Here is a 16,317-nt window from a genome sequence, read left to right on the forward strand (position 1 = left end):
GTTTTTATGCATCTGGGTTTTCTTTATAAGAAAGGGCTGCGACGTTCAGCGTCTTGTCAGCAAGGTCCTTAGTAAATGATACTTCGTGGGAAACGATGATGGCGTTTCCAGGGAAAGCCTTAATGGCCTTGTACAAAGCATTCTTTGTTTCTTCATCCAAGTGGTTAGTGGGCTCATCAAGAATCAAGAAGTTCGATGGCTTCATTTCCATAATGGCCAGTTTAACCTTGGTCTGTTCTCCTCCAGAAAGCTGGAAAAGTGGCTTGGATGCGTTCTCAGCGTTAATACCGGCCGCTGCAAGACGTTGGCGCAGCTCTTTTGGCATTGTTGTAGGGAAGAGGTCCTGCATGGCCTGTAGCGGCGTCTGCTGGTCGTTATCCCAGTCCAAATCCTGATCAAAGTAGTTGACCACAGCAGATGGCGAGAATTCAACCGTTCCGCCAAGATTTGGAATGTCCCCCAAAATTGATTTAATCAAGGTTGACTTACCAGCCCCGTTAAATCCGGCAAAGACGACCTTTTCTTCCGTGCGCATTGAAAAAGTCACAGGTTCCAAAATTGGCTTGTCGTATCCGACTGAGAGCTTTGTAACCGTCAAAGGTGCCGCTGACTGTGAGTTCAAGTATGGGAAGTTGAATTTCGCCTTCAAGTTTTCTTGAGGTGGTTCAACCTTATCCATGCGGGCCAGCATCTTTTCACGGGAACGGGCCTGCTTAGATGTTGAGGCACGAGCCTTGTTCTTGGCGATAAACTTTTCAGCCTTCGCAATTTCTTCCTGCTGCTTTTCGTATTCACGAATTTGCTGATCAGCACGTTCTTCCTTCTGGCGCATGGCTTTTTGGAAGGAACCACGGTACTTGGTAATCTTACCGAAGGAAACATCGGCGATGGCGTTCGTGACTTTATCCAAGAAGTCAAAGTCGTGGGAGATAATCATGGCAGCGCCCTCGTAGCTCTGCAAGAAACCTTCCAACCATTCAATGTGAGCCACATCTAAATAGTTGGTGGGCTCATCGAGAATAATCACGTCATCGTTTTCCAAAAGCAGCTTAGCCAAGATAACCTTGGCACGCTGTCCACCGGACATGTGTTCCAATTCGCGGTCACGACCGATGGCTTCCAGACCCAAACCAGAAATCACTCGTTCAATTTCTGTATCGACGTCATAGAATCCAGCGGCATCGAGTTCCTCTTGCAAACGTCCGGCCTTTTCCAACAGCTTATCGTCAGCTGTCGCCGCGTACTTTTCGTACAAAGCGGTTGCCCGGTCCTGCTTATCGTAGAGGTCTTGGTAGGCTGTATGCAAAAAGTCTACCAAGGTCATCCCCGCTGGTATCTCCGCATACTGGTCCAAGTAGCCAATCTTTAAGTTCTTGGCCCACTCGATTTTTCCTTCCAGTGGCAACACCTGCCCGGTTAAAATCCGGATTAAAGTAGACTTACCGGCCCCGTTTTGGCCGACAATTCCCATGTGTTCCCCTGCCTGGAGTTCCAGATCAGCGTCTTCGTATAATGTTTTTTCTGCGTAGGCCATTGATAGCCCACTTACTTCTAATAATGCCATAAGCCTAATTATAGCAGATTTTCAGCCATTACCATAGCAAAGCGATAGCGCTTGGCCTATACTATTTAAGAAGATAAAGTGAAGGAGACTTTCAAATGAAAGCACGAAAACTAAATATCAAAACCATCCCCGCAAAAGACCCTAACCGGGCCTATCGTTTCTGGCGCGATGTTTTCGACCTTCCCCAAGTTGGCGCACAAAGCGAACGACGTCTAGCGGTTGACCACGAAGAGTTATCCTTTGTTCAAGGAAACACTGAAAATAACTTCGAGCTGTTAGTGCGCGACCACGAAGCAGAGTTAGAGCAGCATCTAAAGAATAACTTCATCGCCATCATCAAGCGTGAAGAACGCTTTGGCGATAAGGTGGCCTTGACTGTAAAAGACTCCGAAGGCAACGAAGTGACCATCGAAGGTAATCGCAACAAATAAATTCTAAAAAACCGACTTTTTTATCGAAAAAGTCTTGTCAGCCCCTGACTGCCATGCTATACTAATATCTGTTGTTTGAAACTGGTTAGTTAGCTCAGTTGGTAGAGCAACGGACTCTTAATCCGTGGGTCCAGGGTTCGAGCCCCTGACTGACCATCAACTAATAAAAAGACCAACACTTCGGTGTTGGTCTTTTTTTGTGCTCTTAAATCGACAACAAAAAAGCCGAAGCTCTCGCTTCGACTTTTAAAGTCAATTACTGACGGTAAACATAATAAGTTAGGTGACCACCATTTGCCTCTTGGTTGTAAGCATAGGCATTGGCATAGTTCCATACTGAAACCGCAGCACCCTGCTGTTCACCGTGGGCGTAGTTAACAGAGATTGCATTGTTTTGATCAACCATCACTTGGGCGTGACCTGCTGATCCTAATGAAGCACCCTGTTGTCCCCAGATAACCACATCACCACGTTGTGCATCCCATGGCTGGTCAACAGCGACCAAGTGGTACCCGTTTTGGGTCAAATAAGAGTGCAAAGTCTCCGTGCTGTATAGGTAGGCTGGTTTAGAAGCTCCCGCTTCGTACAATGCCTCGGTCATTGAACCAGAACAGTCGGCAGTTCCATCAGAGCCGTTACGTGAACCGTCCATGTCATAGGTCAACTTACCCATGTGGTTGTAGAACCAGTTAATCAAGGCTTCCGTGTTAACACGGCTGGCAGATGCTGGTGTTGAAGCCGGCGTTACCTGACTACCACCGTTATCGTTAGCAGCTGGCGTGTAAGCAGTTGGTGTAACCGAACCATTATTGTCAGATGAATCATCATCTGCCATACGTGGTAAAACATCATCATCATTGTCAGTTGTAGCAGAATCGTTTGACCCGTTGCTTGATGCAGACGAATCTGTAGCAGGAGTCGCTTCTGGCGTTGCTTCTGAAGCGGCAGGCGTAGCTGGCGCTGCCTGACTCTCTACATCTGCCACTGCGCTGGCTTGCGAAGCGTCGTTACTTGCTTGGCTTGCAGCAGATTGTGAGTACTGGTTAGCAGCTGTAGAAGCGGCCGCCATTGAGTTTGACTGTGAAATGGCTTGGCTTTCGGCAGCAGCTTGCGAGGCTTGTTCGTAAGCGGCTTGAGAGCCAGACTGTGAGTTCGCTTGGTTGTTTACCGTAGCATTCTCGGTAGCCTGTTGATTGTTGTTCGTATCCAAGGTTGGTGTACCCTGTTGAACCATAATCAAGTTTTGGTCACCCTTACCAAGGTCGGCCTGCTGCCTTTGTTGACCATCGGCCAAGTATCCAGCAGTCTTCAATCCCTGAATGATTTCAGCTTGCTTGCCCATCGTTTGACCAGCAACCAAAAGACCGTGGTCTGACAGACCAAGTTGCTGAGCAGCAGCATCAGCAGTTGTTCCGAAGGCTTCAGCAATGGCTGACAAAGTGTCACCCCATTGAACTTGATAATTCTTCAAATCCTTAGCTGATTGCTTCTCAACAGCCTGCTTGACATGGTCAACCGAGTTAGCCTTCCATTGATTTTGCGCATCCGTTTGGCTAGTTTGCTCGGTTACATCATTAGCTGACGCTGTCTGAGCATTTCCAACCACTGTCGCACCCAGCACGGCACCGGTGGCTGCCAAAGTACTTGCTCCGGCAGTGACCATTAAGCGCTTGCTGAGTTGCTTCATTGTTTGATTCTCCATAGTATGAACCTCCATTTCATTTAGCGCTTCTCTACTATAGAGTAGCAGAATCAGAGTCCATGGCGATTGGTCAGCTAAAGGTTTAAACTTTGCTTAACGAACTTTATAAAATTGAAAACGCTTGGCCTATTCTTTCATTAATGACCTTTCTAAAACCATAAAAAAAGCAGCTAACGGCTACTTCTTTTCTAATTATTTAATATTCAAAGATGACGAATGACCTGGACCCGCCAGTTCCGGTGCATAGTAAGCAATAGCCGCGTTAACAGCAGCCGGTGCCTGACCGAATCCCGTTGCAATCAAATCAATGTGATCTTCGTAGGTCGTTAAATCGCCAACCGCAAAGAGTCCTTCCTGCTTTGTCTTAACCAAGTCCTCGACAAGTAATCCGGCACGGTTCCAGTCCAAATCAATCGCCCAATCACGTTCTGCCTGACCAGCAGTCTTAAAACCATATTGGACAACCAACCGATCAACCGCTAACTCTTCCTTCTGGCCATCGTCCTTAGGGTTAGCCAATGTCAGCAGCAATTCATCCCCACTCTTCTTCACGGCATCAACCTTGAAGGGTGTCTTTTTAATAACACTTGAATCATCTAAGGCTTTAACCGATTGTTCCAAAGCACGGAAACTATCCCGGCGGTGAATCAAGTGGGTACTCTTCGCAATGTCAGCTAACTCAGCTGCCAAGTCCACCGCAGAGTCACCTCCGCCTAGGACAGCAACCCGCTGTCCTGCAAAACTAGCTAAATCAGGCGCCGAATAACTCAAGCCCTCAGACAAAAGCTCTGCTTCGTTTTCAACTTGTAAGCGGCGGGGTTCAAAGGCCCCCTTACCGGTTGCTAAGATGACGGATTTAGCCTGCAACTTTTCTTCACCCTGATTAATTTCCAATTCAAAAGTCTGACCGTCCTTCACTAAGTTTGTCAGACGCCAGCCAGTATGGATAGGTAAATCGAAACGTTTCGTCTGGTTCAGCAGTCCGTCAATCAAGTGACGGCCGGTTTCACCGGCTAAACCAGCGACATCCCAAATCTTCTTATCTGGATAAAGAGTGGTCACTTGACCGCCCACCGTATCCTGCGCTTCAACTAACAGTACCTTCGCATCACGCAGTGAAGCATAATAGCCGGCAAAAAGTCCAACTGGACCAGCACCAACGACAATAATATCGTACATTTCAGACATTTTTATACCTTTTATTCGGATATTTCATAATATCCTGGACTTTTTCGCCCTTTTCTCGAATAATTTTTGCTATACTTATTGTACCGAAACAAAGGAGACTTTCAATGCCACAATACAAAATGATTTTAGACCTGGACACTGGTATCGATGATGCTTTGGCACTTGCCTACGCAATTGGTCACGAAGACATTGACTTAATTGGGATTATCGCTTCCTATGGAAACAACTTAACTTCAGTGACGGCTCAAAACTCACTGGATCTCTTGGACCTCTTGGGTGCTTCTGATGTTCCCGTCTTTTACGGAGCTAGTCATTCCATCACGACTGATGACTTCTCAGTGATGCCCGTTTCTAAATTGATTCACGGGGATAACGGAGTTGGCGATGTTGACGTTCCAAAGTCTAGCCGTTCCGTTTCAGAACAGTCTGGTATCGACTTCTTAATTGAAGCCGCCCACCAGTACAAGGATGATCTCATTTACTTGCCAACTGGTCCTTTGACCAACATGGCATTGGCCCTTCAAAAGGACCCAAGCATTGCACAGCTCATCGGTCAAACAACGCTCATGGGTGGTGCCTTAACCGTTCCTGGTAACGTGACTTCATTAACTGAAGCAAACATCAGTCAGGACCCAGAGGCGGCTAACCAGGTCTTCCAAGCACAGAAGAACTTAACCATGGTTGGATTGGACGTTACCTTGCGTACCTTGCTTACAAAGAAGGAAACGGCCGCATGGCGTGCCACTGGAACCGAAAAGGGAAAGCTTTACGCTGACATCATGGACTTTTACATTGATGCCTATAAGACCCTTAAAATCGATGAGCGCGGTGCCGCTTTGCACGATCCTTTGGCTGTGGCAGTTGCCGTGCAACCGGACTACATTGAAACCCTTGACTTGAACATGAAGGTCACAACCGACCGCTTCACTGGCGACTATGGTCGTACCATTGGTGATGCCAAGAAGTTACTTGACCCAACGACTTCAAAGGCAGCCGTCTTGGTTGACCAGGACCGTTTTGTTTCAGACTTCCAAAACATGATGTTGAAGGTCTTGAAGTAATTAAAAATCCATTCAAAAAGATAATAAAAAAGGCTCACCTTTCGGTGAGTCTTTTTTACTTTGCCTGTACTTCGGCTAACTTATCGTCAATCATTTGTAGCACCGTCTTCTTAGCTTCTGGGTCTTCGACGAAGTTTAATTCATCCCCATTAATCAACAGCTTTGGTGAACGGTCATAGTTGTCAAACCACTCTTCATAGCGGTGGTTTAAATCCTTATAGTACTGGTAGAGATCTGGATCTTGATCAACTTGTTCATATGGTCGACCGCGTTTTGCAATTCGGGCCAGCATCGTATCCAAAGAAACGCGAACGTGAATCAGCAAATCTGGCGTCTTCAATTGATGTTCTTCATCAACCTCTTCAAGAACATTATTCAACAAATCCTTGTAGATATCCACTTCGGTCTGAGTGGCACGTCCCAAGTCAGCATTCAACTGAAAAAGTAGAGAATCTTCAAAGATGGAACGGTCAATAATACTGTTCTTTTCCTTCTGCGCTTCCATAATTTGGTCTAATCGTGTGTTTAGGAAGTAAACCTGAAGTAAGAAAGCATATTTCTTAGGATTCTTGTAAAACAATGGCAAAATTGGGTTGTTATCAACACTTTCATAGTAAGCTTTCGCCCCTAAGTGTTCAGATAAAATTTCGGTTAACGAGGTCTTCCCCGCCCCAATCGTTCCGGCCAATACAATCATGATTTGTTCTCCTAAACATTCTCTTTTTTTAGTATAGCAAAGTTATTCAAACACCAGTAGTCTTGACTTTTACAAATATCCTATCAACGGCAAACAAAAATAGCTCAGGCCTTTGCCTGAGCTATTTCAAAGAATTGTTACCGTTACTTTACGATTTCAAAGTCTGATTCAACTTAACCGTTACAGTCTTCTTAGCTGTTCCACGGTAGTAGGTTAGCTTAATCTTATCGCCCACCTTATGCGTATAGAGTTGCTCACGCAAATCAGCTTGTGTGGAGACAGCCTTACCATCAATAGCCGTTATCAAATCATACTTCTTCAAGCCAGCCTTTGAAGCAGGTGAACTGTCGTTTACCTTGTATACCACGACACCACCAGAGATATCAGTTGGCAACTTCAACTTGGACTTCTGTTCGTCTGCTGGCACCTGAGAAAGGTTAATCATTGAGATACCAATTGCTGGTCGAGTAACCTTACCGTACTTAACCAACTTATTAACGATGTTCACCACCTGGTCAGAAGGAATGGCAAAGCCAATTCCTTCTACAGCCGTTCCTGATGATGAAGATGACAACTTCATTGAATTAATTCCAATAATCTGACCGGCTAAGTTAATCAATGGTCCCCCAGAGTTACCAGGGTTGATAGCCGCATCCGTTTGAATAACGGTTGAACCACCGTAGTTCGTACTTGAAGAATCATCGGTATTAACTAAACGTTTCTTGGCCGAAATAATCCCCTCCGTTACGGAAGAAGCGTATTCTGAACCAAGTGGCGACCCGATGGCCAAAACCTTTTGACCAACGGCAATCTTTTCAGAATCTCCAAAGGAAGCCGCGGACAAGTCATCTGAATCAGCAACCTTCAAAACGGCCAAATCAGTTAAGGAATCTTTCCCAACTAGGTCGGCCACAATGGTCTTACTGTTGTTGGTAATAATCTGAATTTTGGCAGCCCCATCAATCACGTGGTTGTTCGTGACAATAAAGGCCGATCCATCGGTCTTCTTGTAAACGACCCCGGACCCTTCAGAAGACTCTGTATAAGAGGAGCCAGACTGCTTAAAGTTCACCACTGACACCACGGCGTTTGCGACTTTGGTATAAGCCGTCGAAGCGTTGTCAGAAGAATCCATGCTCTTCGTAGTATTTGCTTCCGTTAACACCTTCGAGTGGGTCACTTGGTAATTTTGATAAATCTCTTGACCGGCTAAAACGGCAGACCCGCCAATAAGACCGGCAAAAGCACCAGCCAATATTAACTTTGTGAGCTTACTTTCCATAATCTACTCCAAATTTTGCTGATTCAAGTTTATCCAGTGTCGATTAACTATAGATTAAGAATGAGCTTAATCATCATCCCACTGTTTTTCAGAAGATAGCAAATCGTCATCAACATAGGCTAATTCTAGCTTAAAGGTTGAGCCGATTCCTTCTCTTGATTCTACCCAAATTTTACCACCAAATGTCTCAATTACCTCCTTGGAAATTGCCAATCCAAGTCCGGTTCCACCCATTGCGCGTGAACGGGACTTATCAACACGGAAGAAACGGTTAAAGACCTGTTGTTGATCCTTCTTAGGAATTGCCAAACCTTGGTCGGAGATGGCCACTTGAACACGCTCGCCGACTTTTTCAAGACGAACGGTAATCGTTCCACCATCGGGTGAATACTTAATGGCATTGTTCAACAAATTATCCAAAACCTGAATAATTTTATCGTGGTCAACATCAACCCAAAACTCTTCCGTCGGAATATGACGAACGATGTTTAGTGGTCGACTAGTCTTATTGGTATTATTCGTCTTGATAATCATATCGAAACGATTAATAACAAAATTCAGCAAGGCATTTAAATTAACCAATTCCGTTTTTACCGTCATCGTACCCTGGTCAATTCTAGAAAGTTCTAGCAAATCAGCGACCATTCGAGACATACGGTCCGTTTCCTTCTGGATAACAGAGAGGAAGTGGTCCAACGTTTCAGGATTATCCTTAGCACCATCAATCAAGGCTTCAATATAGGAAGTAACCGTTGTTAATGGTGTTCGAAGTTCGTGGGAAACGTTTGAAACGAAAGCTTTTCGTTCATCTTCGGTCTTAATTTGAATGGTCACATCGTGCAGAATCAAGATTAAGGCATTAATCATCCCCGAAGGATCCTTAATCATTGAGATACGCACTTCGATGACCCGGTCGCCCAGGTCCATGGTAAAGGGTTTTTTCGTCTTAATTAAATCGCGAATATTCTGATATTCTGGCATATCCAAAATATCAAAGACAGGCTGTCCTAAGGCATCGTATTCATTCACCTTAAGATAGTTCGAGGCCGCCTGGTTAATAATCGTCAAACGACCACGCGCATCCGTTAGTAAGACCCCATCGGTCATGTGGTGCAGAACAGAATAGAGACGGTTCTTCTCATTTGAAATCATCTCAGTCGAAGAAGCAATCTTCTGTGACATGACGTTGACCGAGCGGGCCAAGGAGGCAATTTCGCTGGAACCGGCAATCTTATTCACCATGGCATAATCACCAGCAGTGATACGCGCCGTCTGCTTGGATATCTGCTCAATTGGTTTCGTGACAGTTCGCGAAAGGATAAAGGCGAGGTAGACGGCCGCCAGAACTGTCATCGCTCCTGAAATGACAAAGAGCCACATCACACGGCGGGCATTGGCATAGACTTCACGAAGGTTACCATAAGTAACCACCGCCCCCACAACCTGTCCATCTTTTTTCAGTGGAGTGGTGACAATGACCTCTTGCCCCTTAGGTCCATCATTTGTCCGCGCCTTACGGTAGGCTGGACTTTGACTCAGCGCTAACTTGGTATTAGTATCCAAGCGCTTCGTCTTTTTATCGCCGTTAACAAGGCTATTTTGGTCGGTAACAACTTGACCATCCTTGTTGTAGACGACGACGTTATCAACCATCTTATCGTCAAAAGTCTTAACCGCTGACGTTAATTCATCCTGCGCCCATTTTTCAGAAGGCGAAGTGAGCCCGGCGACTACCTCGTTTTGCATGTAAGATGGCATGGTCAACCGGTCACGGGAAGAAATTAAATCGTTAGACTCAATTTGCTGGACAAAGAAAACACCAACGGATTCAAAAAGAATCACAAAAAAAAGAACAAAGACCAGCGACAGTCTAAAGCGAATCGATTGTAATGACTTAGCAAAAAATTTCATATTCGCAAACCGGCTAGGCCTTGCCCTCCTCAATTGTATTTATTGTCCTTGCTTACCTGATGATAGGAAGTATCCAACACCACGACGTGTTCCCAACCAAACGGGGTGAGATGGCACATCTTCAATCTTCTCACGCAAACGGCGAACCGTTACATCGACGGCACGGACATCACCGAAGTAATCGTAACCCCAAACTTGACGAAGCAAGTTTTCACGGTTCATTACTTGACCAATGTGTTGTGCCATGTAGGCGAGCAATTCAAATTCACGGTGCGTCAATTCAACATCCACACCATCCTTCGTGACCATGTAAGTCTTAGTATGAATAACTAAGTTTCCTAGCTGGATGTCATCTTGGTTGATTGTTGAGTCGTTTGTTTGACCTGGTGTATGACGGTTACGTAGGTTGGCCTTCACACGGGCCACCAATTCACGGTTTGAGAATGGCTTTGTGATATAATCATCCGCACCCATTTCAAGTCCGATAACCTTATCGATTTCTGAGTCCTTGGCAGTTACCATGATAACCGGTGTCTTGTCCTTAGCGCGGATTTGACGGAGAACTTCGATTCCTTCGATTTCTGGAAGCATTTGATCCAACAAAACCAAGTCAGGGTTCTCAGTGTGGTACAAATCCAAGGCTTCTTGGCCATCACTGGCTGTCACAACTTCATAACCCTCTTTGACCAAGTTAAATTTAATGATATCTGAAATTGGTTTTTCGTCATCGACGACTAAGATTTTGTACATAGACCCTTCTCCATTTAAAAAGTAGTTATATTGCTCTCATTCTAACATATTTATGTCGTATATTGAGCATATTGATAAAATCTAGACATAAAAAACACTAGTTTGACATTTTTAAAGGTCTTAACTAGTGTTTGATTACGCTAAATATTTATTGAAAAGTCACTTAAGACCTATTCTGTTTTCGCAGCCCAGATTACTGGTTACGACGACGGAAACGGTGCTTAAACAATGGTGAAATTGCTTCGTTCATTGATACACGGCGAATAGCTTCGCCAATCAATTCACCAACAGAAACAATTTCCAACTTATCAAACTTCTTGGAATCAGGAAGGTTAATTGAATCCGTCACAATAACTTTTGTGAAGACCGAATTTTGCAAACGCTCCAAGGCTGGTCCTGAGAAGACGGCGTGTGAAGCAACAACATAAACTTCCTTAGCACCATGTTCCATGACAAGTTGAGCACCTTGAGTGATAGTGCCGGCCGTATCAATCATGTCATCAATCATGATAGCAGTCTTACCAGCAACATCACCAACGATGGAACCAACTTCGGCAACGTTTGGCTTTGGACGACGCTTATCGATTACGGCAACCGGTGCATCCAAGCCCAACATGTTGTTCAAGTTACGGGCACGGGTCATACCACCGTGATCCGGTGAAACAACAACGGCGTTTTCCTTATCTGCGATACCCGTCTCAATCAAGTAATCGGCAAGCAATGGCGCACCTTGCAAGTGGTCCATTGGCAAGTCGAAGAATCCTTGGATTTGGGCAGCGTGCAAATCAAGTGCCATAACACGAGTTGCACCAGCACGTTCAATCATGTTAGCAACAAGCTTGGCCGTAATTGGTTCACGAGAACGAGCCTTACGGTCCTGTCGAGCATAGCCATAGTATGGCAAGACAACGTTAATTTGCTCTGCTGAAGCGCGCTTCAACGCATCAATCATGATGAGTAATTCCATCAAGTTGTCGTTAACCGGTTGTGAAGTTGATTGGATAACGAAAACGTTCGCACCACGAACAGATTCTTCAATGTTAATCTGTACTTCACCATCGGCAAAACGCTTTACTGAGATATCAGAAAGTGGCACACCAACCTCCGCAGCGATTTTTTCAGCTAGCGGATGGTTTGATGAAAGTGAAAAGAGCTTAATATTAGACTGTGACATAGATTACTCCAGGCATCATTTGCGATATTTCCCTTTTATTATACCAATAAATCCATTAAAACTGGATAAAAAAAGGAGACGATTTTTAGTGCATCTCCTTTAATCTTTTTAATTAATTAGCCCTGGCGAAGCGCATATTTCAAAATCGCATTTGCAACGCCATCATGGTTATTATCAGTTGTTTCAACATCAGCTGCTTCTTTAATCATTGGAACGGCATTCCCCATGGCAACACCAATGCCAGCCTGACGAATCATCGTGACATCGTTTTCTTGGTCGCCAATCGCCATCGTTTCTTCAGGTTGAATACCTAATCGTTCAGCTAAGGCCATCATGGCCGCTCCCTTGGAAGCATCGCGGTTCATGAATTCCAAGTTATTTGGGGTTGAACGTACAACGTTCGCCGCTTCATCGAGGTCCTTTGGAACACGCGCTTGCACTTGATCCATGAAGTCCTTGTCGCCAATGAGCATAGCCTTAACAAAAGGTACCTTCTTCATGTCAGCAATCGAGTCAACTACCTTTAATGGTAACTGAACCACATAGTTTTCCTGTGCGACAAAAACATTCTGTTCACGGTCCAACGTATAGGCGTACTCATCAGATTCAATCTGTAAGTAGGCCCCTTGCTCTTGCGCAAAAGTCTCAGCCTCTTCAAACAAATCCCAAGGTAATGACTCGTGGTAAACCTTCTTTGAATGGTCAGTAGTTTGTGCCATTCCACCATTATGAGTAATGACATATTGACGGTCTGAAACAAGTCCTAAGTCCTGCAGAACTTGTTTAACACCAGTTGCAGGACGACCAGTTGTAATGACAACGTAGATACCCTTTTCACTTGCTTCTGTTACAGCTGCTTTAACAGCTGGTGTGATTTCACGACTATCGTTTAAGAGTGTGCCGTCGATATCAATCGAGATGAGTTTAATGTTTTGCATGACGGAGTCCCTTTCTTTAATAGGCCCTATTATAGCAGATTTCAGCCCTTTTCTGAGAAGAAAAACACTGTCGCATTCTTTCGAATATGTACAAAAAAAAGAACGAAGCAAATGCTCCGTTCCCTTTTTATGAAATGTGATTAGCTTACTTCAAAGCTGACCATTGCCACTTCGTGAATTCTTCGATGTCTCGACCTTCTTCACGAGTAACCTTCATGTGCTTTGCCAAGATGTCATCCATCTTTGAAATGAATGTATCGGCAGCAGCTTGGTCAATTACGCCACGTCCTGAAAGGACTTCAACGGCTTCCTTAGCTTGGTGGAAGCGGTCAAGGTGTGAGTAAACACGCATGTCGTAAGTAGTAGTGATATCACCATCTTCACGGTAACCGTGTACGTAAACGTCGCCACGGAACTTACGCTCGAAGAAGAATGATTCAACCAAGTTTTCGTAACCGTGGAATCCGAAGATAACAGGTGTATCAGCTTGGAAGAACTTGTTGAATTCGTCAGCTGACAATTCACGTTCGTCGTTACCGGCTGATTCTGACTTCTTTTGCAAACGAAGCAATTCAACAACGTTAACGTAACGGAACTTTACGTCAGGGAATTCTTGGTTAACCAACCAAAGGGCAGCCAACGTTTCGATAGTAGGTTCAGTACCTGCAGATGCGAAGGTAATGTCAACCTTTGCAGAAGGTGCAGTAGAAGCCCAATCGATAACAGCCAAACCTTCGTTAGCAAGAACTTCAGCTTCAGCAGCTGAGAACCATTGCTGACGTGGTTGCTTTGAGATAACCATGTGGTTAACCTTTGAGTGTTCTGAGAACGCACGGTCCATCACAGCCAAAGTAGCGTTACCATCAGCTGGCAAGTACTGGCGGATGAAGTTTGACTTCTTTTCGGCCAAGTGAGTCAACATACCAGGATCCTGGTGAGTGTAACCGTTGTGGTCCTGCTGGAAAGCAGTTGAAGTTGAAATCAAGTTCAATGATGGGTAGTCATTACGCCATGCTTGTTCTGAAGCGTGACGCAACCACTTGAAGTGTTGTGTGATCATTGAGTCGACAACGCGGAGGAATGATTCGTATGATGCGAAGATTCCAACACGACCAGTCAATGTGTAACCTTCCAACCAACCTTCAGCTTGGTGTTCTGACAATTGAGCATCCAAGATACGGCCTTCTGGGGCTTCGAATTGGTCGTTTGGTTCCTTCACTTCTTCCATCCACTGACGGTTAGTCGTGTCGAAGAGTGACCACAAACGGTTTGACATTGTTTCGTCAGGTCCGAAGAAACGGAATGACTTAGGGTTCATTTGCATTACCTTTTCAAGGTAAGTTGACAAAGTGAACATGTCCATGTTGTGGTTTCCATCTGGCAACAAAGTTCCACGGTTGTCGGCAGTAATGTCGTTCGTGTATTCGTGCCAGTCTGGCAAGTCAAGATCCTTAAGATCTTCACCGCGCTTACGACCACCGTTAGTGATTGGGTTAGCTGACATACGCTTGTCGCCCTTAGGAGCGATAGCCTTCAATTCATCCTTCAATGAACCATCAGCGTTGAACAATTCTTCAGGCTTGTATGAGTTCATCCATTCTTCGAATTGTGGCAAAGTCTCAAGGTTGTTTTGACCAAGAGGCAATGGAACTTGGTGGGCACGGAATGAATCTTCGATTGGCATTCCCTTTTGGTCCTTACGTGGACCACCCCATCCCTTAGGAAGGCGAGCAATAATTACAGGCCATGCAGGGATAGTTCCGTCTTCGTACTTACCGTTTTCACGAGCATCCTTTTGGATAGCTTGGATATCTTCGATGGCTTGGTCAAAGATTGACGCTGCCTTTTCGTGGTAAGTCATGTAGTCATGGATGTCATCGTTTTCGATGAAACGAGCTGAGTATCCAAGACCCTTGAAGAAGTTTGTGATTTCTTCATCTGACATACGTGAGAAGATAGTTGGGTTAGAAATCTTAAATCCGTTCAAATCCAAGATTGGCAAAACAGCACCGTCGTTCTTGGCGTTCAAGAACTTGATTGAGTGCCATGATGTCATTGATGGACCAGTTTCGGCTTCACCATCACCAACAACTGCGAAAGCAATTTGGTCTGGGTTATCCAAAACAGCACCGAAGGCGTGAGACAATGAGTATCCCAATTCTCCACCTTCATGCAAAGAACCTGGTGTTTGGGCCGTCATGTGAGAACCAATTCCACCTGGGAATGAGAAGCGCTTGAACAACGTTGACATACCCTTCAAGTCTTGTGTAACTTCTGGGTAATCTTCAGTATATTCACCATCAAGGTAGGCGTTAGTAACCATTACCTGGCCACCGTGTCCTGGTCCACCGATGTAGAACATGTTCAAGTTATACTTGTTGATCAGACGGTTTGCGTGAGCGTACAAGAAAGTTTGACCAGAGATAGTTCCCCAGTGCCCGATAGGCTTAACCTTCACGTCTTCAGCTTGAATTGGCGTCTTAGTTACTGAGAACAATGGGTTTGACTTCAAAAAAATCATCCCAGCTGACAAATAATTGGTAGCACGCCACCACTTGTCAACGAGTTCCAAGTACTCTTTTGAGTTGTAATCAACCATGTAAATAGTACTCCTTTTTCTTTCCACGAAGGCTGCTTATGCAATCCTTCGGTTAAATATTTACAAGTATTATTATATCTGCACATTAAATGGGTTTCAAGATAAAAGCGCTTTCAACAAAAACTTTCTTAATTTTGGTTGCACCTGTTTTTATAATTGGTACGTTCCAATTGTAAAAAGAACAGTAATTTTTCTATATGAAGAAAATTACTGTTCTTTTTGTTTATTCCGAACCCAACGATACAAAGGCGTTATAGCGGAGGTATTCATAATGCAGACGCATGTTGGAATATTCCAGCGGCGTACCATCGTCCATGAAGAAGATTCCTTCCATGATTCCAACTGGTTCCGTTGGCTTTAACTTTAGCAAAGTCTGTTCCTCTTCATTGGAAGGTGCCGCCATAATCGTCATGAATGACCGCGTGACTTTCTTATGCTTCTCCTTTTCAACATAACCATAAATTGACTGAGTGACATCCCCCTTCTTCAACCCAGGTAAAAGGGCGATTGGCACGTAACCGTACTCAATCATGAAGGGGACACCATTTAATTTACGTAAACGCTTAATTTCGTAGACAAAGTCCCCGTCGTTTAAGAACAAGGCTGACTGCTGTTCGGGAGTGGCTTGAATCACACGAAAGTCGAGTAGCTCGATTGCCGGCGCCTGTCCGTCAATTCGAAAGGAGTCGGAAACACCCAAGTTCGAACCTTCATGTTGGAAAATTGCTTGGTTTTTTAAATAGAGTGGATTCACAAAGGTTCCAGATCCACGTTTCTTGAATATAATCCCCTGCTGAACCAGCACGTTCAAAGCGCGCTTAATTGAAGAACGGGAAACGCCATAGTTTTCTGCCATCGAACGTTCGTCCGGCAACTTCAAATCTGGGTAGCCACCCTGATAAATTTTTGATTTAATATCGGCTTGCACCGTTACGTATTTAGCTTCTGTCATACCGGTATTCTATCATAAATTGGGTCGGCCCACTTTTCTGGTTGGTCCGCCGTCGCAGCTTGACCCCT

Annotated in this window: 13 protein-coding genes and 1 tRNA gene; 3 read left to right on the forward strand and 11 right to left on the reverse strand. The window is 44.8% G+C overall.

Annotated features, from left to right (window positions below; genetic code table 11):
• Positions 1-4 precede the first annotated feature (4 nt).
• A complete protein-coding gene (locus H7198_RS05535; protein WP_274458777.1) occupies positions 5-1,564 on the reverse strand; it encodes an ABC-F family ATP-binding cassette domain-containing protein in 1,560 nt (519 codons plus the stop codon).
• 95 nt (positions 1,565-1,659) lie between these two features.
• On the opposite strand from H7198_RS05535, the gene H7198_RS05540 reads away from it, so the two are divergent.
• Positions 1,660-1,995, forward strand: a complete 336-nt coding sequence (locus H7198_RS05540; protein WP_274458778.1) for a VOC family protein — start codon at positions 1,660-1,662, stop codon at positions 1,993-1,995.
• Between the two features lie 83 nt (positions 1,996-2,078).
• Positions 2,079-2,151: transfer RNA gene (locus H7198_RS05545), tRNA-Lys, on the forward strand.
• A 100-nt stretch (positions 2,152-2,251) separates the two neighbouring features.
• On the opposite strand, the gene H7198_RS05550 is transcribed toward H7198_RS05545, so the two are convergent.
• Both H7198_RS05550 and H7198_RS05555 read right to left on the reverse strand, forming a co-directional pair.
• On the reverse strand, positions 2,252-3,697 hold the full coding sequence (locus tag H7198_RS05550) for a peptidoglycan amidohydrolase family protein (RefSeq protein WP_274458779.1): 1,446 nt from the start codon (positions 3,695-3,697) through the stop codon (positions 2,252-2,254).
• A 192-nt stretch (positions 3,698-3,889) separates the two neighbouring features.
• Entirely contained in the window at positions 3,890-4,885 is a 996-nt protein-coding gene (locus tag H7198_RS05555) for an NAD(P)/FAD-dependent oxidoreductase (RefSeq protein ID WP_274458780.1), read from the reverse strand.
• 104 nt (positions 4,886-4,989) lie between these two features.
• Here H7198_RS05555 and H7198_RS05560 point away from each other — a divergent pair, with 104 nt between their 5' ends.
• Positions 4,990-5,946, forward strand: coding sequence for a nucleoside hydrolase (locus H7198_RS05560; protein ID WP_274458781.1), 957 nt, complete (start codon positions 4,990-4,992; stop codon positions 5,944-5,946).
• A gap of 55 nt (positions 5,947-6,001) precedes the next feature.
• Here H7198_RS05560 and H7198_RS05565 read toward each other — a convergent pair whose 3' ends face one another.
• The 8 genes from H7198_RS05565 to H7198_RS05600 all read right to left on the reverse strand — a co-directional run bounded on the left by H7198_RS05565 (position 6,002) and on the right by H7198_RS05600 (position 16,249).
• The gene (locus tag H7198_RS05565; RefSeq protein WP_274458782.1) at positions 6,002-6,643 is read right to left on the reverse strand and encodes a deoxynucleoside kinase; all 642 of its coding nucleotides are present in this window, start codon (positions 6,641-6,643) and stop codon (positions 6,002-6,004) included.
• Positions 6,644-6,791: 148 nt separating this feature from the next.
• Complete coding sequence (locus H7198_RS05570) at positions 6,792-7,928, reverse strand: S1C family serine protease (protein ID WP_274458801.1); 1,137 nt, start codon at positions 7,926-7,928, stop codon at positions 6,792-6,794.
• Positions 7,929-7,991: 63 nt separating this feature from the next.
• Positions 7,992-9,836: an ATP-binding protein gene (locus H7198_RS05575; protein ID WP_274458783.1), complete on the reverse strand. Its 1,845-nt coding sequence runs from the start codon at positions 9,834-9,836 to the stop codon at positions 7,992-7,994.
• Between the two features lie 39 nt (positions 9,837-9,875).
• Positions 9,876-10,586 (reverse strand): response regulator YycF, encoded by a 711-nt coding sequence (gene yycF, locus H7198_RS05580; protein WP_274458784.1) that lies wholly within the window; start codon positions 10,584-10,586, stop codon positions 9,876-9,878.
• 193 nt (positions 10,587-10,779) lie between these two features.
• A complete protein-coding gene (locus H7198_RS05585) occupies positions 10,780-11,760 on the reverse strand; it encodes a ribose-phosphate diphosphokinase (protein ID WP_091502975.1) in 981 nt (326 codons plus the stop codon).
• A 116-nt stretch (positions 11,761-11,876) separates the two neighbouring features.
• Positions 11,877-12,698, reverse strand: coding sequence for a Cof-type HAD-IIB family hydrolase (locus H7198_RS05590; protein WP_274458785.1), 822 nt, complete (start codon positions 12,696-12,698; stop codon positions 11,877-11,879).
• A 145-nt stretch (positions 12,699-12,843) separates the two neighbouring features.
• Positions 12,844-15,297 (reverse strand): phosphoketolase family protein, encoded by a 2,454-nt coding sequence (locus H7198_RS05595; RefSeq protein ID WP_274458786.1) that lies wholly within the window; start codon positions 15,295-15,297, stop codon positions 12,844-12,846.
• Positions 15,298-15,520: 223 nt separating this feature from the next.
• Positions 15,521-16,249 carry a GntR family transcriptional regulator gene (locus H7198_RS05600; protein ID WP_274458787.1) on the reverse strand — a complete coding sequence of 243 codons (729 nt, stop codon included), beginning with the start codon at positions 16,247-16,249 and terminating at the stop codon, positions 15,521-15,523.
• Positions 16,250-16,317: the final 68 nt, after the last annotated feature.

This window comes from Fructobacillus sp. CRL 2054, from assembly GCF_028764065.1.
Taxonomy (GTDB): Bacteria; Bacillota; Bacilli; order Lactobacillales; family Lactobacillaceae; genus Fructobacillus.

Excerpts from the sequence above, each read along its gene's own strand:
- H7198_RS05535 (WP_274458777.1), bottom strand. The coding sequence starts at position 1,564 with ATGGCATTATTAGAAGTAAGTGGGCTATCAATGGCCTACGCAGAAAAA.
- H7198_RS05540 (WP_274458778.1), top strand. The coding sequence starts at position 1,660 with ATGAAAGCACGAAAACTAAATATCAAAACCATCCCCGCAAAAGACCCT.
- H7198_RS05550 (WP_274458779.1), bottom strand. The coding sequence starts at position 3,697 with ATGGAGAATCAAACAATGAAGCAACTCAGCAAGCGCTTAATGGTCACT.
- H7198_RS05555 (WP_274458780.1), bottom strand. The coding sequence starts at position 4,885 with ATGTCTGAAATGTACGATATTATTGTCGTTGGTGCTGGTCCAGTTGGA.
- H7198_RS05560 (WP_274458781.1), top strand. The coding sequence starts at position 4,990 with ATGCCACAATACAAAATGATTTTAGACCTGGACACTGGTATCGATGAT.
- H7198_RS05565 (WP_274458782.1), bottom strand. The coding sequence starts at position 6,643 with ATGATTGTATTGGCCGGAACGATTGGGGCGGGGAAGACCTCGTTAACC.
- H7198_RS05575 (WP_274458783.1), bottom strand. The coding sequence starts at position 9,836 with ATGAAATTTTTTGCTAAGTCATTACAATCGATTCGCTTTAGACTGTCG.
- yycF (WP_274458784.1), bottom strand. The coding sequence starts at position 10,586 with ATGTACAAAATCTTAGTCGTCGATGACGAAAAACCAATTTCAGATATC.
- H7198_RS05585 (WP_091502975.1), bottom strand. The coding sequence starts at position 11,760 with ATGTCACAGTCTAATATTAAGCTCTTTTCACTTTCATCAAACCATCCG.
- H7198_RS05590 (WP_274458785.1), bottom strand. The coding sequence starts at position 12,698 with ATGCAAAACATTAAACTCATCTCGATTGATATCGACGGCACACTCTTA.
- H7198_RS05595 (WP_274458786.1), bottom strand. The coding sequence starts at position 15,297 with ATGGTTGATTACAACTCAAAAGAGTACTTGGAACTCGTTGACAAGTGG.
- H7198_RS05600 (WP_274458787.1), bottom strand. The coding sequence starts at position 16,249 with ATGACAGAAGCTAAATACGTAACGGTGCAAGCCGATATTAAATCAAAA.